Origin of the sequence: Sorangium sp. So ce381 (genome assembly GCF_051473845.1) — a bacterium.
In the GTDB taxonomy this organism is placed as follows: domain Bacteria; phylum Myxococcota_A; class Polyangia; order Polyangiales; family Polyangiaceae; genus Sorangium; species Sorangium atrum.
In genome coordinates this window covers 1,608,393-1,627,934 of the sequence record NZ_CP150336.1, presented here as the reverse complement: position 1 = coordinate 1,627,934, position 19,542 = coordinate 1,608,393, and the positions used below count along the sequence as shown (strand labels likewise).

Below are 19,542 nucleotides of genomic sequence, written 5' to 3'. Positions count from 1 at the left end.
AGGCCGCCATGACGACGCCGATCCTCTACGCCCACCCCTTCTCCTCCTACTCCCAGAAGGCCTTCATCGCCTTCTACGAAAAGGACATCCCTTTCGAGCTGCGCGTGCTGGAGCCTTCCAATCCGCAGGCCGGCGCGGAGCTGGCGGCGATCTGGCCGCTCGGCAAGTTCCCCGTGCTCAGGGTCGGCGACCTCACCCTGTGGGAGGCGAGCATCGTTGTCGAGTGGCTCGACCAGGCTCATCCGGATCCTGCGCGCCTGATCCCGCCCGATCCGGCCGCCGCGCTCCAGGTGCGGAAGTTCGACCGCATTTTCGACAACTACGTCATGAATATGATGCAGGTGATCGTGAACAACCGCATCCGCGAGATGCAGTCCAACCCGCCCGATGAGTACGGGGAGGTTCTGGCCCGCGCGACCCTGGACAAGGTCTACGCCTGGCTCGACGGCGAGCTCGCCGGCCGCACCTGGGCGACAGGCGAGTCCTTCACCCTCGCCGACTGCGCCGCCGCCCCGTCGCTGTTCTACGCCGACTGGGTCCACCCCTTCGACGACCGCCCGAACCTGCGCGCCTATTACCGCCGCCTGCGCGAGCGGCCGTCCGTCGATCGCGCTGTGGAGGGCGGCCGCCCCTACCGCCACTACTTCCCGGGCGGCGCGCCGACCGATCGCGACTAGAATACCTATCACGTTGCTCAGGCGAGAACTGAACCGCCGAGGCGCCATAAGACGCCATAAGAACAACAAATACCTCGGCGCCTCATGGCGCCTTGGCGTTCAAAACTCTGCGCTTATCAGGCGGTTTCCACCCGTTTTTTCCTCTAGACGGCGCCTGGCGCTTCAGCCCGCGGAAGGATCGTCGAGGTTCTCCACCACCCTTCGCAACGTCGCCATCAGCGCGGCGCGCTCCCGCTCGCTCACGCCCGACAGCGCGCGCTCGACCACCCGCTGCATCGCGCTCATCACCGCGGGAAGGCGGGCCTTGGCCTTGGCCGTGAGCGACACCCGACGTGCGCGGCCGTCGACCGGGTCAGGCGCGCGCACGATCAGCCCGTCGCGCTCCATCCGACCGAGGAGCGCCGCCATCGTCGGCTGCTCGACGTGGGCGCGCTCGAGGAGATCCCTTTGCAGGAGAGGGCCGTTCTCCTCGAGGGCGATGATCACCGGGAGGTAGGCCATCCCGAACCCGAGAGGGCGGAGCTGCTCCTCGAAATGGCGCATGATCAACCGCGAGGCGTGGTTGACCCAGAAGGTGGGCACGGACTCGGGCGCCCACGCGGGGCCTCCCTTGACTTTCATAGCATGCGATATACATGGGTGATGTTCCGAAGGCAACAGCAACCCGAACCCCGGAAGACCCCATGCCATCCACGACCAGCGCCTACTTCGACCGCGCCTATCGCCGCCCCCTCACCCTGTGGGGAGATATTCGGATCCCTCCTGAGATCGCCGCGCTCGTGCGCCGAGGAGCGCCGAACGGCGTGCTCGATCTCGGGTGCGGCGTCGGCCGCTTCTCGCGCTACGTCGCCCAGCAGGGGCTCCGCGTCACCGGCGTCGATTTCTCCCCGGTCGCCATCGCCAAGGCGCGCGCCCGCGTGGCCGCGGACGAGGTCCGGCCGGACTTCCTCGTCGGCGACGTGACGAACCTGGACGCGCTCAGCGGCCCCTTCGATCTGTCGTTCGACGTCGGCTGCTTCCATTGCCTCGACGCGACCCAGCAGGGCCTCTATGTATCGGAGATCTCCCGTCTCCTCGCGCCGGGCGGCACCCACCTGATCTGGGCGCTGGACGCGGCGCCGGCCGGCATCCCGCTGGACGCCGCCGCAGTAGAGTCGGCGTTCGCGCCTCGCTTCGCGCTGCGCGACGCCAGGGCGAGCCGCCGGCGCGTGCTCCGATCGCACTGGTACTGGCTGGTCCGCTCGGCGGAGTAGCTCACGTCGCCCAGATACATAGCACGCTATCATTAACGCATGCGACGATCGTCGATTCGGTCACCTTGAACCAGTTGCAGAAGGGGCCCACGGCGAGGGCGGAAGCAGCGACGCTTGACGGTCCAGGGCAACCGTCCTACTAGATCGCCTCTCCCCGGCTGCGACAGCGGCCATCCGGCGAGGCGACGCTGTGAGCAACCCGACGACGCGCCCTCAGATCGTTCGAGTCGACGAGCGGCTCCGGTTCCTGCGAGGCGAGGCGCCATGAGCACCGCGACGATCGTGGGGCCCGACGGCCGAGCGCGTTGCCGCTGGTCCGGCGCAGCGCCGGAGTTCATCGACTATCACGATCTCGAGTGGGGGTTTCCTGTCAGCGACGACCGCCGCCTGTTCGAGAAGCTGAGCCTCGAGGGCTTCCAGTCCGGGTTGAGCTGGCGCACCATCCTCGCCAAGCGTGAGAGCTTCCGCGCTGTGTTCCACGGCTTCGACGTCGACAAGGTCGCTCGCTTCACCGGGCGGGACGTCGAGCGGCTCCTCGGAGACGCGCGGATCATCCGCCACCGCGGCAAGATCGAGGCCGTCATCCACAACGCGCGATGCGCCAGAGAGCTCGTCGAGCGTGAGGGCTCGCTGGCGGCGTTCCTCTGGCGCTACGAGCCCCAGGCGGAGCGGCTCGCGCCCCCGCAGACCGTATCGACCTCGCCGGAGTCGGTCGCCCTCTCGAAGGACCTGAAGAAGCTCGGCTGGAAGTTCGTCGGCCCCACGACGGTGTACGCGTTCATGCAAGCGATGGGGCTGGTGAACGATCACGTCGAGGGCTGCGTCATCCGAGGAGAAGTCGAGCGGTCGCGCGAGAGATTCAAGCGTCCCCGGCGCTGACGGCTCGAGCAGCGGCTAGCCCGCGCGCGCGTAGCGACTCGGAGGCTGGCCTACGTGTCGGCTGAACGCCGTGCTGAAGGTGCTCGCGGAGCCGTAGCCGACGCGCTCGGCGACCTCGGCGATCCCGAGGTCCTGGCGGCGGAGCAGATCCCTCGCGACGGCCATGCGCAGGGCGAGCAGGTATTCCATCGGCGGCAGGCCGACGGTGCGGGTGAAGCGCTCGAAGAACGTCGAGCGCGAGAGCGCCGCCGTCTTCGCGAGCTCGGCCATCGTCCACGAGCGCGAGAGCTGGCCGTGCATGTGTCGTATCGCCGGCGCGAGCCGCGCATCGGCCAACCCGCGCAGGAGCCCCGGAGGCGCGTCGTCGCCTGAGGTCGACCGCAGCGCCTCGATGAGCATCACCTCCACGAGCCGCGTGAGCACGAGGTCGCGACCCGCCTTCTGCTCGTTCGACTCCTCGCCGACGAGCCGCACAAGCACCGAGAGCCGCTCGACACCGCGCACGTGCACCAGCGCCGGCAGCAGCGACACCATGAGGGCCGCGTCCGGCGAGTCGAAGACGAAATAGCCGCCGAGCAGCCGCGCGTCGGGGCGTCCGCCGCGCGTGCCGTGGCGGACCTCGCCCGTCGGCGCGGGCGCGATCTTGGGGTCGATGCGCTCTGGCCGCACCGGATCGAAGCCCGACAGCGTGAAGCCCGGCGTCGCCGGCAGGAGCACGAAATCACCTGCCTCCAGCGTGACGGCGCGCTGACCGTCGACAGCGAGACGGCAGCTGCCCTCGAGCACGGCAGAGAAGCTCGGCTGGCCGAAATCCGAGTAGCGAACACCCCAGCGGCCGGCTCCGCTGATGACCTTCGAGAACACGGCGCGCGGCTGGAGCAGCGCGATGACTTCGGAGAGAGGGTCGCTCACGTCCGGACTCTAGCAAACGAAATACGGACTGTACATCATAGATCGTCCGGCATGCCGCGACTACTTTACCCTCATCAACGCCGCGCGCGCCGCGGCAGAGGGGTCGATATGAAGGCGACGGTTGGATTTCATGGCGAGTCTCGCGGGGAGGTGATGCGATGAAGACGGTGCTCATCACGGGTTGTTCTTCTGGCTATGGCCTCGAGACGGCGCGCCATTTCCACGCGCAGGGCTGGAACGTGGTCGCGACCATGCGCACGCCGCGCGAGGGCGTCCTGAGCCGCTCGGACCGGCTGCGCGTGGTCGCGCTCGATGTGACGAAGCCCGAGAGCATCGCGGCCGCGCTCGAGGCGAGCGGGCCCATCGACGTGCTCGTCAACAACGCGGGTATCGGGCTCATGGGCGCCTTCGAGGTCACGCCGATGACCACGGTGCGCGACGTGTTCGAGACCAACACCTTCGGCGTGATGGCGATGACTCAGGCCGTGCTGCCCCAGCTCCGCGCGCGCAGGTCGGGGGTGATCGTGAACGTGACCTCGAGCGCGACGCTGGCGCCCATGCCGCTGGTGGCCGTTTACACGGCGAGCAAGGTGGCCATCGAAGGGTTCACCGCGTCGCTCGCGTTCGAGCTCGAGGAGTTCAATGTGCGCGTGAAGCTCGTCGAGCCGGGCTATGGCCCGAGCACGAGCTTCACGAGCAACGGGGGGGCCCGCATGCAGGGGCTGATCCCCGAGGCGTACGCGCCCTTCGCACAGCGCATCTTCGCATCTCTCGGGCAGCCGTCCGCGGTGACGAGGGAGTCCGACGTGGCCGAGGTCGTGTGGTGCGCCGCGAACGACGCGACGGGGAAGCTCCGTTTTCCGGCCGGCCCCGACGCGCTGGCGCTGGCTCGGTCGACATAGGCACCGTCGACGGGACGCGGGGGATCGTCGCGCGCCACGACCGGAGCGCCCTCGTCGCGCGCTCCTTCTCGCCCGCGGCGCTCTCGGCTCGAGCGCTGTTCATCTGCCCATCCCCCCACCGTCATGGCCGCGGTGCGCGCCAGCGCGCAGCGTGCTGACGGTCCCGGCGCCCAGCGTCAGCAGGGCGCCGATGCCGAGGCCGATGCGCGGCGCGGCGTCGAGCGGCGTGAGCGTGAAGAGCAAGGTCATGACGACGGCGCCCGCCGTCTGGCCGGCCAGCCGCGCGGTGCCCTGCATGCCGCCCGCGGCGGCGCTCCGCGCGCGCGGCGCCGCGAGGAACATGTTGCGGTTGTTCGGCACCTGGAACAGGCCAAAGCCGGCGCCGCAGAGCGCCACGAACGGCACCAGCGCCAGCGCGCTGCCGTGCGCCGGCATCAGCGCGAGCGCAGCGAGCCCCAGCGCGAGGCACACCGCGCCCGTCGCGCACAGCCAGCCCGTGGAGATGCGGTTGGCGAGGCGGCCCGCGACGGGCGCCACGATGGCCACGCTCAGCGGCCAGGGCGTGATCAGCAGCCCGGTGGTCAGGGCCTCTTGGCCGAAGCCGTGCCGCAGATAGAAGGGCAGCGCGACGAGCGCCGAGGCCTGTCCCGCGAAGCACGCGACCGACGCGATCACGGAGATGCGAAATGATCGGCTGCGCAGCAGATCGAGCGGAACCAGGGGCGCCTCCTTCGGCAGCTCGCGGCGGAGCAACAGCGCCGCGCTCAGCACGGACGCGGCAAGCAAGCCGACCCCGAGCGCTGGCTTTACCGGCAGCTGCTCCGCGCCTGCGATCAGCGCGCCGAAGGCCCCCGCGTTCAGCGCCATGCTCGTCGCGTCCAGCGCTCGCGCCGCGCCGGGGACGTCGGGGAGGCCGCGCGTGGCGAGAAGCACCGCCACGCCGAGCGGAAGATTGACGGCGAACAGCCAGGGCCAGCTCGCGCTGGAGAGCAGCACGGCGCCGACCGTGGGCGCTGCGGCAGAGGACAGCGCCACGGCGAGCGCGTTCCAGCCGATGGCGGCTGCCAGCTGCGCCTGCGGAACCACGAAGCGCAGCAGCGCCACCCCGAGCGCCATCACGGCGGCGCCGCCGAGCCCCTGCAAGAAGCGCGCAGCGACCAGCCAGTGGAGCGATGGCGCCAGCGCACACAGCAACGACGCGCCCGTGAACAGCCCGACGCCCGCCGTGAACACGGCGCGATAGCCCAGGCGCTCGCCCAGCGCGGCGCACGGCAACAGCGCCATCACCAGCCCGAGCTGGTAGGCGCTGACGACGCGCACCGAAACGGCGGGCGTCACCTGGAACGCGTGCGCCAGCACGGGCAGCGCCACGTTGGCGATGCCTGCGGAGAGCACCACGAGCACCATGGCCGCGAGCACGCACGCAATCGCCTCCGTGCGCGCCGGGCCGCGCACACTGGAAGCCGCCTGATCGGGCGCCTCGCTCGGCAGGGGCGCGCCCGCGATCGAGGTGCGCAGCGCCATCATGTTCCCACCGTCCAGACGCCGTTGCGCTCGACATAGCGGGTCACGCGCCGCGCGACCTGATCTTCCTGTTTGAGATCGCGCTCGGTGAAACGGAACAGCAGCGCCGGGCCGGAAGCGCAGCGCGTGTCGTGAATGTCTCCCGGCAAGAACAGCTGCGCCTGACCGGCGCGCAACAGCGTCTCGTCACGCTTGACCAGCTGGACGCCGGCTCCGGTCTCGACGCGAGCGTAGGTCGACATCGCGATCTCTCCGCGCTGAAGGGCGTAGATCACCCAGCTGCGACCGTGGTCGTGCGGCGGGCGGTAGAGCCCGGCCTGCTCGGTGTGGGCCTGCAGCACGAAGCCGTCCTTCGCATCCCGGTAGAGCTCCCTGGACGCGGGCGCCTCCTCGTGCAGCGCCGCGAGCCAGGGCTCGTCAGCGTGCGACTTCGCCAGCTGTTCCAGGTGATGGCGACAGCTGGCGACAAGCTCGCTGCTGAGCGGTCCCCAGCTGGCGCGGGTGCGATGGATGAACAGTTCAAGGGCGTTCTCGGTCATGGGTGGCCTCCGGCTCGGCTCGAATCGACGTGATCCGCGCTTCGACGTCCAAGCTAGGACGCCGGCACGGATTGCGGAACGCGCAACGGATGCAATCTATCTGTGCGTTTGACGCCATGGTTCGCCCCGACCTCTGCTAGCCTGGTGGCATGGCGCTGCCCGACCTGAACCTGCTCGTGACGCTCGACGTGCTGCTCACGGAAGGCAGCGTCACCGGCGCGGCCCGACGCCTGCGCCTGAGCCCCTCGGCGATGAGTCGGGCGCTCGCGCGCCTGCGGGAGACCCTGGGCGACCCGCTGCTGGTGCGCGCTGGGCGCGGCCTGGTGCCGACCCCGCGCGCGCTCGAGCTGCGCGAGCGCGTGAGCCACCTTGTGCAGGGCGTCGAGGCCGTCCTGCGCCCTGCCGAGAAGCTCGACCTGAAGCGCCTGGCGCGCACCTTCACGCTGCGCACCAGCGAGGGCTTCGTCGAGAGCTTCGGTCCAGCCCTGATCGAGCGCACCGGCGCCCAGGCGCCAGGCGTCCGGCTGCGCTTCGTGGCGAAGCCCGACAAGGACAGCGCGCCGCTGCGCACTGGCGCCGTCGACCTCGAGACGGGCGTCGTCGACGAAGACACAAGCCCCGAGCTGCGCACCCAGGCGCTGTTCCGCGACCGCTTCATCGGCGTCGTGCGCAGCGACCACCCCCTCAGGCGGGCGAAGATCACGCCCGCGAGCTACGCCGCCGGACGCCACGTCGTGTTCTCACGGCGCGGCGTGGCCAAGGGGCGCATCGACGAGAACCTGGCCGCGCTCGGTCTGGCGCGCGAGGTGGTGACCATCGTCGGCGGGTTTGCGACTGCGATCGCCCTGGCGCGCGCGACCGACCTGATCGCCACCGTTCCGGAGCACCACACAAGGAGCCTGCGCGACGGCCTGTTCAGCTTCGCGCTGCCCTTCGCTGCGCCGGAGATCACCGTCTCGTTGCTGTGGCACCCGAGGCTGGACGCGGACCCCGCTCACCGTTGGTTGCGCGACAGCGTGCGGGAGGTCGTGGCAGGCGGGGAAGAGACGGTGGCGCGGAACGGGCGTGCTGGGCACCGCCGCGAGCCACGGAAGAGGCGAAGGGGCTAGTGCCGCCCTTCAGTTGTGACGATGACCTACGGCCTTACTGCTGTGGCGCGGCGGCCAAGCTGGCGGTGTCGATGACGAAGCGATACTTGACGTCGCCCTTGAGCATCCGCTCGTACGCCTGTTCGATCCGCTGGATCGGAATCACCTCGATGTCGGCGACGATCCCCTTCTCCGCACAGAAATCGAGCATCTCCTGCGTCTCGGCGATGCCGCCGATCGTCGACCCGGCGATCGTCCTGCGCTTGAGCACGAGGTTGAAGACGTTGGGCGACGGGTGAGCGTCCTTCGGCACGCCCACGAGCACCAGGGCGCCGTCCCGCTTGAGCAGCCTCGTGAAGGCGTCGAGGTCATGGCTCACCGCGACCGTATTCAAGATCATGTCGAAGCTGTCGGCGTGAGCGTCCATCTCGCTCGCGTTGCGCGACACCACGACCTCGTCCGCGCCGAGGGCCTTGGCGTCTTGCCGCTTCGACTCCGACGTCGTGAACGCGACGGTGTGCGCGCCCATCGCGTGGGCGAGCTTGACGCCCATATGGCCGAGCCCGCCGATGCCCACCACGCCGATCTTCTTGCCGGGCCCGGCGTTCCAGTGCCGGAGCGGCGAATAGGTGGTGATGCCGGCGCAGAGCAGCGGGGCCACGGCCGCCAGCTGATCCTCGCGATGGGTGATCTTCACCACGTACCTGTCGTTGACGACGATCCGCTGGGAGTAGCCGCCCAGCGTGTGCCCGGGGGCGTCCGGGGTCGGAGAGTTGTAGGTGAGCGTCATGCCCCTCTCGCAGTACTGCTCGAGGTGTTCGGCGCAGGACGCGCAGCGGCCACAGCTGTCGACGATGCAGCCGACGCCGACCAGCTCGCCCTTCTTGAAGCGAGATACCTGGGCCCCCACGGCGGACACCCGCCCCACGATCTCGTGCCCAGGAACGCACGGATAAAGCGTGCCCGCCCATTCACCTCGAACGGTGTGCAAGTCCGAGTGGCAGACGCCGCAGTAGACGATGTCGATCTGCACATCGTGGTCGCCTGGAGCGCGACGAAAGATGTCGAGCGCCTCCAGCGGCTTGTCGGCGGCGTAGGAACCAAAAGCTTTCACTGTCATCTTTTACTCCTGGAAGAGCTTGAGCTCGTGGAAGGGGTAGGATCGGCCCTGCTCGCTCGTTGGCTTTCGGGCCACTTGCGGCACTATAATGCGCTCGGCGTCGACGGCGAACTCCCGGTCGCGAGGTGCTGAGCGCCGGCGAGATTCTCGTTACGCCGTTCGCCGACCCGGGGTGGACGCCGCTCTTCGTGCACGCGGCGGGAGTCGTCACCGAGGTGGGCGGCATGATGACCCACGGAGCCGTCGTAGCCCGCGAGTATGGCATTCCGGCGGTGGTCAGCGTGGCGTCGGCGGTCGAACGCATCAAGACGGGTCAGCGCATCCGCGTCGACGGCAACCGAGACTTCGTTCAGATCCTGGAGGAGTCATGATGCCCCTCATGCGCGGTCGCTGGCGATGCGCCCGTCGACGATCTCGATCACGCGTTCGCATTGCTCGGCGATGCGCGGATCGTGCGTGACGACGAGGAACGTCGTGCCGAGCTCGCGGTTGAACCGGCGCATCAGCGCGAAGACCTCGGCCGACGACTCGGTGTCGAGGTTCCCTGTCGGCTCGTCGGCGAGGACGAGCGGCGGTCGGCGCGACAGCGCGCGCGCGATGGCCACGCGTTGCTGCTGGCCGCCCGAGAGCGCGGTCGCCCTGAAGTTCATCCGGTCGGCGAGCCCCACCGCTCCGAGCAGCTCGGCCGCGCGCGCCTTCATGGCCGACGAAGGGAATCCCTCGTCACCCCAGGCGGGCAGCATCACGTTCTCGAGCGCGGTGAACATCGGCAAGAGGTGATGGAACTGGAACACGAAGCCGAGCGTCCGCGCGCGAAGCCTTGTGAGGCTCGCCTCGTCGAGCCCCGTCGTGTCCTTGCCGTCGACCACCACCCGCCCGCGCGTCGGCCGGTCGAGCAGGCCGATGATGTTGAGCAGGGTGCTCTTGCCGGAGCCGGACGGACCGATCAGCGCGGCGAACTCGCCCTTCTCGATCCGGAGATCGACTCCGTCGAGCGCGCGCGAGACGACGGCCTGGCCGTATTCCTTCACCACGCCTTCGACGACGAGCAGCGGATCAGCCATTGCGGATCGCCAACGCCGGATCGAGCCTCGAGGCGCGCCGCGCGGGGAGCACGGCGGCGAGGAGCCCCACGCCGATGGCGAGGGCGGTCGCGAACACGAAGAGCTCGAGATCGAGCTGCACGGGGAACTTCGGGGCGCCGTCGGGCCCGCGCACGAGGCCCTCGAAGAGCTTCGACAGGAGCGCCCCGAGCGCCGATCCGACGAACGACCCGAGGAGCCCGAGGACCGCGCCCTGGATCAGGAAGATGCGCAGGACGCGGCCCCGCGACGTGCCGACCGCGCGGAGGACGCCTATCTCGCGCGACTTCTGGACGACGGACACGATGAGCACACTCGCGATTCCCAGCGCGACCGCGAGGACGACGAAGAACTGGATCATGCTCTTCGAGCTGCTTTGCGCCGAGAGGCCGGTGAGCAGCTCGGCGTTGATCTTCATCCAGCTGTCCGCCTTGAGCCCCGTCCTCCCGCGCAGCTCGCCCGCGACGGTCTCGGCGGCGAACACGTCGGCGACCTTGAGCTCGATCGAGGTCGCGCCGCCGGGGAGCGCATAGAGCGTCTGCGCCCTGCGGAGCGACGTGATCACCCAGGTCTTGTCGACCGCCTCGTTACCGAGCGAGAAGACGCCCGTGATCGCGACGACATCGTCGATCCCTTCGGTGGTCGTGATCCGGATCTTGTCGCCGACGCCGACGCCGAGCTCGCTCGCGAGCACGACACCGATGACCGCGTCGCCCCCGGCGACGTCGAACCGACCCGCGCGCATGCGCCTCCGGACGTCGATGATCGCGAGGAAGCGCTCCGGATCGACGCCGCGCACGACGACGGCGTTCTTCGCCTCGGCGCGGACGGCGAAGCCGGCGCCCACGATCGCCGGCGACGCGGCGACGACGCCGGCGGTGCGCTCCGCGTCGGCCATGACGAGCGGCCACTGGTCGATGGAGCGAAGGCGCTGCGGCGCGGGCTGCACGGAGCGCGCGACGGCGAGATCGTTCGAGGGGTCGACGAGCGGGCGCGCCGCTTCGCGCGGCACCTGCAACGTGATGTGCGGCTGCGAGCCGAGCGTCTTGTCGATGAGCGACACCTGGAGGCCGTTGATGAGCGCGGAGAGGAAGACAATCACGCTCACGCCCACCGACACCGCCGCGAGGATCAGCGCGGTCTGCCCCTTCGCGTCGCGCAGGTAACGGAGCGCCACGAACCATTCGAACGGCATCTCAATCGAGCTCCGCGCGCACGCGCTGGCCCGGCGCATGGATCCGTCCGTCGGGCAGCACAACGACGCTCCCCTCGCCGAGGCCCTCGACGACCTCGACGGCGCCCTCTCCGCGGATGCCCAGCTTCACGTCCTTGCGCACGAGGCGATCGCCCTCGACGGCGAACACCCAGGGCGCCGGCGTCGCCGCGTCGCGCACGGCGTCGCTCGGAACGACGAGCGCACTCTCGCGCCGGGCGACCGAGAGATCGATGGATACGGTCATGTCGGGCAAGAGAAAGGCTGGCGCGCGCGGCACCGCGAGGCGCACCTCGACACTGCCTCTCTGCGGATCGATGGAAGGCGCGATATAGCTCACCTCGGCGTCGAACACCTGTTGCGGATAGGCGTCCGCGGACGCGCGCGCCTTCTGCCCCAGCGCGATCCACGCGAGGTTCCGCTCATCGGGCTGGAAGACGAGCTGCGGGCTCCCGTCCGCGGCGAGCACCATCAACGTTCGCGCCGGCTGCACGACGTCGCCGGGCTCCACGGAGCGCGTGAGCACGACGCCGTCCTGATGCGCCACGATCCGCGTCTGCGCGAGGCGAACGGTCGCGCCGACGTGCTGCGCCTGCGCCTGGAGGAGCGCGGTCAGCGCGACGCGGGAGTCCGCGCCCATCGGGGTCGACGCGATGCGCTGCGCCTCCGCTGCGACCTTTTGCGCGCGCGCGAGCTCGACGCTGTGCTGGGCGTTGTCGAGCTCGGCTTGAGCGACCGCCCCCGACGCCGAGAGCTCTCGCACCCGCGCGAGCTCGACCTCGGCGCGTTCGAGGTTCGTCTCCGCTTGACGGAGCGCCTCCGTCGCGACGATCGCGCCGACGCGGCGGAGCTGCTCGACGCGCGCGCTCGCCTGGTCGACGGCGGCCTTCGCCTGCGACACCGCCGCGCGCGCCTCGGCGTCGTCGATCTGCACGAGGAGATCGCCCGCCTTCACGCGTTGCCCCTCGATCGCGCCGACCGCGACGACGAGGCCCGGGACCTGCGCCGCGACCTGAACGCGCGTCGGCACCCTCACCCGTCCGCTCGCGACGACGCGCTGCTCGAGATCCTTTCGAGCGGCCACGGCGACCTTCACCTTGGGGCCACGCGCGCGCACCGCCATCACGATCGTGGAGGCCGCGATCAACGCGATCAGGATCCAGAGCCCAGGGCGCCGAAGGAGCGTCCTCATTTGCCGAACCATCTACCACCGAACCGGCGCGGCCTGCGAGGCCCGTCACGCGGAACGTTGGCGCAGGAGAAAAGACGGAGCCCCCGCCGGAGGCCCGCTTGCCCATCGCCCGAGGTTCCGGCCCGGGAGGGCGGAGCGTGGGTCAAGGGCGGCGCAGCCGGCTCGCGTCGCGAGCGCACCCTTGACCCGCGCGAGCACTCCCGGATGCTGACTGCGCGCTGGGCCGACTTCACCGATTTTCTTCACCGCCTTTCCGCGCAAGTACGAGCTCACCAACACGAATAGCCTCCTTGCCACAAAAGCGGCCACCCGGCGCGCATCGTCCGCGTCGATTGCTGCCAGACCGGAAGTGCTGCCCGAGTAGAATGCGCCAGTGAGCAACGTGCCCAGCATCGCCGACGAGGTCGAGCGGTACCTCCGCACCGGCGCGACCGACGCACACAACGCGGCATGGCCCGGTGAGTTCATGGAGCGTGCGAACCGCGCGCATGAGGATCTCCGAGGCGCGCTCGTGCGCGAGGTGCGGCGGCGGGCCGAAGGACTCGCGCACGAATCCCTGCCGCACACCGACACCGTCGCCATCACGCGCGGCAAGGTCGAGCCGATGGTGCGGGGGCTGTTCCCGCGGGTCGAGCAGGACGCGGTGCTCGCGACGCTCGAGAGGTCGGTCGTGTTCGTCACGAGCGCGAACATCGAGCCGCTCTTGCTGAAGCATGGATACGACAGCTCGGCGTGGACGCTCGCCAACCTGTACCTCGCGAGCCTCGGCGCGGATCTGCTCGGCGAGGGCGCGCCGCGCCTCGTTGGCTTGAGCGAGGGGACGACCTGCTATGTCTCGGTCGAGTACTTCGCGGACGACGATCCGTTCGCCGACTTCATCGTTCACGAGGCGGCGCACATCTTCCACAACTGCAAGCGCGCGACCGTCGGTCTCCGCGAGACGCGGACGAAGGAGTGGCTCCTCGATATCGAGTACCGCAAGCGCGAGACGTTCGCGTACTCGTGCGAGGCCTACGCGTGCATCCTCGCGCGCGCCAAGGGCCCGGCCGAGCGCCGTGCGCTCGCCGCGGAGTATGGTGCGACGGCGCGGCTCTCCGAAGAGCGGGTGGATGCGAGCGAGGTCGCAGACATCGTCGCGGAGGCGGCGAGCGCACGGAACGGTTGGAAGATCATCCTCGCGCGGTGCGCTCCGACGAGCCGTCCGCGGTCGGCTATCCAGCTGCTACGGGCGTCGTGGGCCGTTGAGGATGCTGCCCGGCGTCGGTGATCGAGTCGGGCCCCGGTATCCATGCATGTCGGCCCGTTGGCCCAGCACCCCTTCTACGTCCGCGTCACCCCAACGCCGTCACGTTCACGGGGAACCACCACACGCACGCGCTATCGTGACATCACGACACTCTGGGCGCAGGGCGCCGACATCGAACTCCCGGCAGATCGGAGGGTCGGGCAGGTTCGCCACGCGGCGCACAGCGGATGGACGCCTCGGTCTGCTGGAGGACCTGCCCCCCTCCCATCGGGCATCCCACACGGTCGAGGGGGTCGCCCCTCGTCCGAGCTGGCATCGCACCGGGTCGGCGGGGGGCCGCATCGGGTCGGAGGGGGCTTCGGCCCGGACCGATTCTGTGACGGCTGCGAGAAACGCCCCGTAATTCTGAGCATGAGCCCTTCTCGTCCTCCGGCCGACCCGGTCCAGCACGGCGCCTGGACATCCATGCACACAACTGCCGTTCATGTCCTCCCTGGCATGCTCCGGTTCCTCGGCGTCGCCGAGGACGACCTCGACGACCTGTGCCAGGACGTCCTGCTGGGCGCGTACCGCAGCTTCCCCCGGTACGACCCGATGCGGTCCAGCAGCGCGCGCGCCCCGGCCCTGGTGGACTCGCCAGACCCCCTGGGATCCGCCGCAGCGCCCGCGCTGGCCGCCGTCCCCGCAGCCAGCGCACCGGGTGACACACCTCGTCGCCCGCGCAGCACACCCACGGGCATGCCCGATCCCGCTCGACCGGAGCGCCTCGGCGAGCACTGGAGGGCGGAGGCGTCGTGGCTCTTCGGGATCGCCTGGCGGCAGGTCCGTCATCACCTGGAGCGCGCCTACCGGCGCCGCGAGGTGCCGGTAGGGCTCGCGGACGCCGCCTGCTTCCAGGAGGCAGACATCGCGGCGAGCAGCGAGCATCACATCGCCGTGCAGGAGCGGCTCGCGCTCGCGATCCGCCTCCTGTCGGAGCTCGCGCCCGAGCGCCGCGCCGTCCTCGTCCTGGCCGACGCGTACGATGTCCCGATGCGCGAGATCGCGCGCGCCCTTTCGCTCAACGAGCACACCGCCGCGAGCCGGCTGCGCCTCGCGCGCCGGGACTACCGCGCCGCCGAGAAGCGTCTGCGCCCCGAAGAGAGACGAGCGCTCCGGTCCAGCGTCCTCGTGCTCCCGCTGTTCTCCGCGACCTCGTTGCGTTCGCTCCGCGAGACGATCCTGCCCGCGAGCGACCCGGCCGCGCCGAGCGCCGGAGCGCGGGTCGATGGGACACGGTGGCGAGCACGCTTCGTGCGCCTCGCGCGCCCGGTCGCCCGGGCCCTTCGCCCGGCGCTCGCGTGGGGTGCGGCAGGCGTCGCCGGCGGCGTGCTCCTGGCCGCCTGGCTCGGTCGAGCGCCGGTGGACTGGGCGCGCCATCTCGGCCCGGGCGCAATATCGTTCGTCGTCGCGCGGAGCACACATCCGGCCCCGACGCCGGAGCCGCGACCCCGGGGCGTCCTCGGTGAAGCGCCGCGCCCCGACGACGCAACGCGCTCCGCCGACACCCAGAGCCCCCGAGACACCCAGAGCCCCCGAGCGCCCGCGGCACGGACGACCGATGGGCCAGGCCAGCGCCAGCCGGCCGGATCGAGGCACGCCCCGGCGCCCCCAGACCAGAGCCAGGATCGGCTCGACGAGGAGCTCGCGCTGCTCGATGCGGCCAGGCAGGCGCTGTTGCACGGCGAGCGCGCCGCCGCCCTGGAGCACATCGATGCGCATGCTCAGCGGTTTCCTCACGGCCGGCTGACGTTGCTTCGCGAGCGGCTGCGGTCGAGCGCAGGAGCGCTGCCGGTCACCACGACCGGCGGCACGACGGGGCACGATCGGCCGTGAGCGCAGAGCCGCCGCGACGCGCGCGCCCCCCGTCGCACGGCCGGCGACGGGGAAAGCAGGCATGGCGCGCAACGCTCGCCTCGCTGGTCGCGGTCGCCATCGCGCAGCTCGCGGCCATGCCGGTCCGGGCCGATCCCGGACCGCGCCGGGCCCGCGTGCGGCTCGAGCTCACGCTCGGCCCAGGCGCCGAGCGCTGCCCCGACGAGCAGTTCCTGCGCGCGGAGATCGCCCGGCGCATGAGCTTCGACCCCTTCGACGCGGAGGCTCCGCTCGCGATGGCGGCGTCGATAGCACAAGAGCAGGGCGAGCTCATTGCGTCGATGTACCTTCGCGATCGCGGCGGCAGGTTGCGCTGGACCGACGGCTACAGGACCCGCGGCGACTGCAAGACGCTGGTTTCGATGGTGGCCCTGTCCATCGCCGTGCAGCTCGACGACCCGGGCGAGCGCCCGCCGCCGCAGGCAGCGCCAGCCCCGCAGGAAGAGCCCGCGACGCCGGCCGAGGCGCCATGCTCCCCCGAACGCCCGTGCGCGGGGCAGCCGGCGCTGCCGCCGAGCGAGGCGCCACCCGCGCGCCGGCCGGGCAAGGCGGCGCCGGCGCGCGTGCTGCGATCCGTGCAGGCGCCGCCCTCGAGCAGTGCGGGGCAAGCTGCGGCGGAGCGCTTCCGGTGGAGCGTTGGCGCCGGCGCCACGATGGCGCTGGGGCTGACGCCCGGCGTTGCGGTTGGGCCGACGTTGGCGGTCACGGGACGCTGGCCGGCATGGTCGGTCGCGCTGGAAGCCCGCGGGCTCTCGTCGCTGTCGACCAACGTAGATAGCGTGCGCGTGACGGCATCGGCGCTCACCGGGAACGCTGCCTTGTGCCTTCACCGGCATTTTCTCTTCGCGTGCGGCGTCGGAGAGTTCGGCGTGCTCCGTGCGGTGCCCGAGGTTCCAATCACCCCGGAATCCCTGCTGGGTCTTCGTGCCGGAATCGGCGCGCGAGCGGGCGTCACGTGGCCGCTTTCAGAGAGCCTCTCTGGGTACGGGTATAGCGAGGCCGTTCAGCGCCTGGTCGACTGGTCACTCCTCCGCCGCGGAGACATCGCCGAATCAGAACGCGCGACCTGGAGCGCTCCCGCGCTCGGTGTGGCGTTCGGGATGGGTCTACAATTGAACCTGTGATGGGGATCCGGCGGCAAGGACATCTGCCGTACCCGAAGATGAGAAAGCATGAGAAAATTTCCTCAATCCGCCGAATGCTCAAACCTTACGGGGCTCGCAGGGCGATACCCACCTTGCGCCGAAGGCCATCGTTCGAGTAGGGTTCCACGCATGCGCGTGTCATGCGTTGCCCTTGCAGGAGCGCTGTTGAGCGTTGGGTGCACCCAAGAGCCAGGTATCCTCTATGGCCCATGTACGGACGAAGAGCGCGCCCACTATCCTGAGTGGTGCGAGAAATACGGCGGTCAGGGCGGCGACGGCGGTCAGGGCGGCGACGGCGGTCAGGGCGGCGACGGCGGTCAGGGCGGCGATGGCGGTGAGGCGCACAGCGCGCTGTGCTCCGGCCAGTGCGTCTCCCCCGCCCCGCTCGGCTGGTCCGGCCCGGCGCTTCTCTGGTTCGGTCCGCCGGAGGCCACCCCCGAATGCCCCGCCGGCGCACCGACGATCGGGTACGAGGGCTTCGCCGATCTCCAGCAGGTGCCGAAGACGTGCCCGACCTGCGCGTGCGACCCGCCCGAGGTCTCGTGTTCGCTCCCCACCGCGTGGGCCGCATCGTCCTCCTCCTGCCCCGGCGACGAGCCCACCGCCGTCACGACGCCGTTCGCCGCGCCCGACGCATGGGACGGCGGCTGCACCGCCGGGAGCGCGATCCCTGCCGATCAGGACTGCAACGGCGAGCCCTGCGTGCAGTCGCTGACGATCGCGGCGCCCTCGATCACGGCCGGCGCGTGTACGCCGCGCATCGAAGTCCCGCAGCCCATCCCCCAGAACGCGCTCTTGTGGGCGACGCGCGCGAGGGCCTGCGTCGCCGGGGCGCACACCGAGTGCGCCGACGCGACGACGTGCGCGCCGGCAGCGCCGCCCGGGTTCCTGACCTGCGTCTACCACGAGGGCGAAGCCGAGTGTCCGGAGGGCTACGCCCAGAGGCATGTCTTCTATAAAGACGTGCTCGACAGCCGCGACTGCACTCCATGCAGCTGCGGCGAGCCGACCGGCGCCTCGTGCACGATCATGGCATCCGTGTACCGCGACGCAGCGTGCACCGACCTGGTCGCGTCGAACCTCGTCAGCTCGAGCGTCCCCTTCTGCGCGGTGACGCTGCCTGGCGTCGGCCTGGGCAGCAAGTCGGCCGCGGTCATGGCGATGGAGCCGGGCGCGTGCGCGCCGCAGGGCGGCGAGCCCGTCGGCGAGCTCCAGCCGGCCGAGCCGTCCACGTTCTGCTGCATCGCCTGAGCTCGCCGGAGCCCACCGCCGCCCGGCCGAGCCGACGCTTGGCGCAACGACCGCCTACCGGCGCCCCAAACCGGCGGCGTCGTCTCAGATGGCTGCGAACGGCGATGGGCGATGGTGGATGGGGGCGAACGCGCCTCGGAGCGCAATTTCCGCGCGGACGGTGAGCCGGCCGGGATTGAGCCGGCCGAGGCCCGGCTGGGATGACGGCGGCCGAGCGCCGGCCGATGTCTAGAGCGACAAACGGGTTGAAACCACGAGAAAGAGCAGGAATTTCACAGGGAGGCGGGGAGGCGGGGAGCGAGAGACGACAAGAGGGAGAAATTCTTTTTTTTCTTCCTCCCCGCCTCCCCGCCTCCCTGTGAAAATTCTCCGGGTTTCAACGTGATCGCTGTTCTAGTTGGTCGAGGGCGCGGGGGTCACGGACGCGGGCGCCGCCGCCGGCTTGCCGTTGGCCTGGCCGGCCTCGGCGGCCTTGCGGGCCTTCTCGCGCCGCGCCACCGCGCGCCGGCGCCGCTCGTAGGCGCTCGTCACCTCGCGGGCGATCTCGGGGTGGCGCCGCAAGACGTGGGCCGCGGTCTTCCGGATGGCGCCGACCCGCCCGACCATGAGGTGCAGGAGCTGGTTGCGGATCGTGGTCGCGGCGGCCGAAGCGCCGGCCTCGGGGGCCGATTCCAGCGCCCGCCGTTGCAGATCCTCCGCGAGCTTCCTGGCCTCCGCGATGAGGCGCACGTCGAACGCCTCGTCCGCCTCGACCAGGCGATCCTTGAGCGACTCCGCGAGCCCCGCGTAATCGCGGAGCGCCTGGGAGAGGGCGCTCGAGCGCTGGCCGTCCTGCGCGTGGAACTCCTTGATGCGCGCGAGCTGCGCGTCGGCGGGCTCGTCGACGTCGTCGTCGAGCAGGAACTCGAGCGCCGACTCGAGCTCATCGACGACGAACCGGGCGCGCTCTCCGAGATCGGCGACGGCGGGATCAACGATGAGGAGCAGCCGCGTCTGCGCCTCCTGCACGGCGTGCACGATGGAGAGCAGCTCCTCGCCGCTCGATGCGGGCAGGCGGCTCTTGACCCGCTTGAGGCCCGGGCGATCGCCGTCGGGCTCCCAGTACTTCTTCACGAACGCCGCGGCGGCGACAGGTTGCGCGCGAGATTCTCCAGGGACGCTCGGAGGCCGGCCTCGTGGTCGGCCTGGCTGATGCCGGGCGGAACGTTCTCCGCGGTGATGGTGATGCGGGTCCCTGCGGGCAGCGATTCGAACGACCACGTCATCACCATCTCGCCCGCGAACGAAGCGTCCGACGACTCGAACGCGACCGACTGGACGATGCGCTTGCCCGGCTCCAGCGAAAGGAAGCGCCCGGTGCTGACATCGGTCCGCCCGGTGGTCTTTCCGAAGCCGACGGGCGCTGCATCATCGTAAGTCAGCTCGATGCGGTAGCGACCGCCCTCGCGGAAGTCGTAGTCGAGGACGCGACCGGTCATGCTCTCGGGCGGGAGCCACGCCATCAGCGCGTCGGGATCGGCGAAGGCACGGTAGACCGCGTCGGGTCGGGCTGCGACGACGAGCGACGCGGTATCCGTTCGACCAGTGGCTGCTGGATCTCGCACC

At 70.5% G+C, this 19,542-nt stretch carries 19 protein-coding genes and 1 pseudogene; 10 read left to right on the top strand and 10 right to left on the bottom strand.

Translation table 11 applies throughout. The annotated features are described in order from the left end of the window. The first annotated feature begins 8 nt into the window (after positions 1-8). Positions 9-677, top strand: coding sequence for a glutathione S-transferase family protein (locus tag WMF29_RS06070; protein WP_437327918.1), 669 nt, complete (start codon positions 9-11; stop codon positions 675-677). Between the two features lie 162 nt (positions 678-839). Here WMF29_RS06070 and WMF29_RS06065 read toward each other — a convergent pair whose 3' ends face one another. Next, the gene (locus WMF29_RS06065; RefSeq protein ID WP_437327917.1) at positions 840-1,298 is read right to left on the bottom strand and encodes a MarR family winged helix-turn-helix transcriptional regulator; all 459 of its coding nucleotides are present in this window, start codon (positions 1,296-1,298) and stop codon (positions 840-842) included. A 62-nt stretch (positions 1,299-1,360) separates the two neighbouring features. Here WMF29_RS06065 and WMF29_RS06060 point away from each other — a divergent pair, with 62 nt between their 5' ends. Next, positions 1,361-1,930, top strand: a complete 570-nt coding sequence (locus tag WMF29_RS06060; protein WP_437327916.1) for a class I SAM-dependent methyltransferase — start codon at positions 1,361-1,363, stop codon at positions 1,928-1,930. Between the two features lie 264 nt (positions 1,931-2,194). Beyond that, positions 2,195-2,809 carry a DNA-3-methyladenine glycosylase I gene (locus tag WMF29_RS06055; RefSeq protein ID WP_437327915.1) on the top strand — a complete coding sequence of 205 codons (615 nt, stop codon included), beginning with the start codon at positions 2,195-2,197 and terminating at the stop codon, positions 2,807-2,809. A gap of 15 nt (positions 2,810-2,824) precedes the next feature. On the opposite strand, the gene WMF29_RS06050 is transcribed toward WMF29_RS06055, so the two are convergent. Continuing rightward, on the bottom strand, positions 2,825-3,721 hold the full coding sequence (locus WMF29_RS06050; protein ID WP_437327914.1) for a cupin domain-containing protein: 897 nt from the start codon (positions 3,719-3,721) through the stop codon (positions 2,825-2,827). Positions 3,722-3,879: 158 nt separating this feature from the next. Here WMF29_RS06050 and WMF29_RS06045 point away from each other — a divergent pair, with 158 nt between their 5' ends. Further along, the gene (locus tag WMF29_RS06045; RefSeq protein ID WP_437327913.1) at positions 3,880-4,623 is read left to right on the top strand and encodes an SDR family oxidoreductase; all 744 of its coding nucleotides are present in this window, start codon (positions 3,880-3,882) and stop codon (positions 4,621-4,623) included. 99 nt (positions 4,624-4,722) lie between these two features. Here the strand turns inward: WMF29_RS06045 and WMF29_RS06040 are convergent, their stop codons facing one another. After that, a complete protein-coding gene (locus WMF29_RS06040) occupies positions 4,723-6,150 on the bottom strand; it encodes an MFS transporter (protein WP_437327912.1) in 1,428 nt (475 codons plus the stop codon). Then, a complete protein-coding gene (locus WMF29_RS06035; RefSeq protein WP_437327911.1) occupies positions 6,147-6,686 on the bottom strand; it encodes a hypothetical protein in 540 nt (179 codons plus the stop codon). The genes WMF29_RS06040 and WMF29_RS06035 overlap by 4 nt, the downstream gene beginning before the upstream one ends. A 149-nt stretch (positions 6,687-6,835) precedes the next feature. Between WMF29_RS06035 and WMF29_RS06030 the strand changes: the two genes are divergently transcribed. Continuing rightward, positions 6,836-7,795, top strand: coding sequence for a LysR family transcriptional regulator (locus tag WMF29_RS06030; protein ID WP_437327910.1), 960 nt, complete (start codon positions 6,836-6,838; stop codon positions 7,793-7,795). Between the two features lie 34 nt (positions 7,796-7,829). Here WMF29_RS06030 and WMF29_RS06025 read toward each other — a convergent pair whose 3' ends face one another. After that, positions 7,830-8,894 (bottom strand): NAD(P)-dependent alcohol dehydrogenase, encoded by a 1,065-nt coding sequence (locus WMF29_RS06025; protein ID WP_437327909.1) that lies wholly within the window; start codon positions 8,892-8,894, stop codon positions 7,830-7,832. Between the two features lie 113 nt (positions 8,895-9,007). Between WMF29_RS06025 and WMF29_RS06020 the strand changes: the two are divergent. Then, positions 9,008-9,265 (top strand): annotated as a pseudogene (locus WMF29_RS06020) (PEP-utilizing enzyme); the annotation flags it as partial. Between the two features lie 6 nt (positions 9,266-9,271). Here WMF29_RS06020 and WMF29_RS06015 read toward each other — a convergent pair. From WMF29_RS06015 to WMF29_RS06005, 3 genes are read right to left on the bottom strand one after another with little or no spacing between them, the layout of a single operon-like run. Next, the gene (locus WMF29_RS06015; protein WP_437327908.1) at positions 9,272-9,958 is read right to left on the bottom strand and encodes an ABC transporter ATP-binding protein; all 687 of its coding nucleotides are present in this window, start codon (positions 9,956-9,958) and stop codon (positions 9,272-9,274) included. Then, a complete protein-coding gene (locus WMF29_RS06010) occupies positions 9,951-11,171 on the bottom strand; it encodes an ABC transporter permease (protein WP_437327907.1) in 1,221 nt (406 codons plus the stop codon). Before WMF29_RS06010 ends, WMF29_RS06015 begins: the two co-directional genes overlap by 8 nt. A gap of 1 nt (position 11,172) precedes the next feature. Next, the gene (locus WMF29_RS06005) at positions 11,173-12,381 is read right to left on the bottom strand and encodes an efflux RND transporter periplasmic adaptor subunit (protein ID WP_437327906.1); all 1,209 of its coding nucleotides are present in this window, start codon (positions 12,379-12,381) and stop codon (positions 11,173-11,175) included. A 373-nt stretch (positions 12,382-12,754) separates the two neighbouring features. On the opposite strand from WMF29_RS06005, the gene WMF29_RS06000 reads away from it, so the two are divergent. The 4 genes from WMF29_RS06000 to WMF29_RS05985 all read left to right on the top strand — a co-directional run bounded on the left by WMF29_RS06000 (position 12,755) and on the right by WMF29_RS05985 (position 17,937). Continuing rightward, positions 12,755-13,648: a hypothetical protein gene (locus WMF29_RS06000; protein ID WP_437327905.1), complete on the top strand. Its 894-nt coding sequence runs from the start codon at positions 12,755-12,757 to the stop codon at positions 13,646-13,648. A gap of 390 nt (positions 13,649-14,038) precedes the next feature. After that, a complete protein-coding gene (locus WMF29_RS05995; protein ID WP_437327904.1) occupies positions 14,039-15,502 on the top strand; it encodes a sigma factor-like helix-turn-helix DNA-binding protein in 1,464 nt (487 codons plus the stop codon). A 116-nt stretch (positions 15,503-15,618) separates the two neighbouring features. After that, complete coding sequence (locus WMF29_RS05990; protein WP_437327903.1) at positions 15,619-16,665, top strand: hypothetical protein; 1,047 nt, start codon at positions 15,619-15,621, stop codon at positions 16,663-16,665. Positions 16,666-16,851: 186 nt separating this feature from the next. Then, on the top strand, positions 16,852-17,937 hold the full coding sequence (locus tag WMF29_RS05985; RefSeq protein ID WP_437327902.1) for a hypothetical protein: 1,086 nt from the start codon (positions 16,852-16,854) through the stop codon (positions 17,935-17,937). Between the two features lie 393 nt (positions 17,938-18,330). On the opposite strand, the gene WMF29_RS05980 is transcribed toward WMF29_RS05985, so the two are convergent. Beyond that, positions 18,331-19,050 (bottom strand): hypothetical protein, encoded by a 720-nt coding sequence (locus WMF29_RS05980; protein ID WP_437327901.1) that lies wholly within the window; start codon positions 19,048-19,050, stop codon positions 18,331-18,333. Further along, the gene (locus WMF29_RS05975; RefSeq protein WP_437327900.1) at positions 19,047-19,541 is read right to left on the bottom strand and encodes an SRPBCC domain-containing protein; all 495 of its coding nucleotides are present in this window, start codon (positions 19,539-19,541) and stop codon (positions 19,047-19,049) included. The genes WMF29_RS05980 and WMF29_RS05975 overlap by 4 nt, the downstream gene beginning before the upstream one ends. Position 19,542 lies beyond the last annotated feature (1 nt).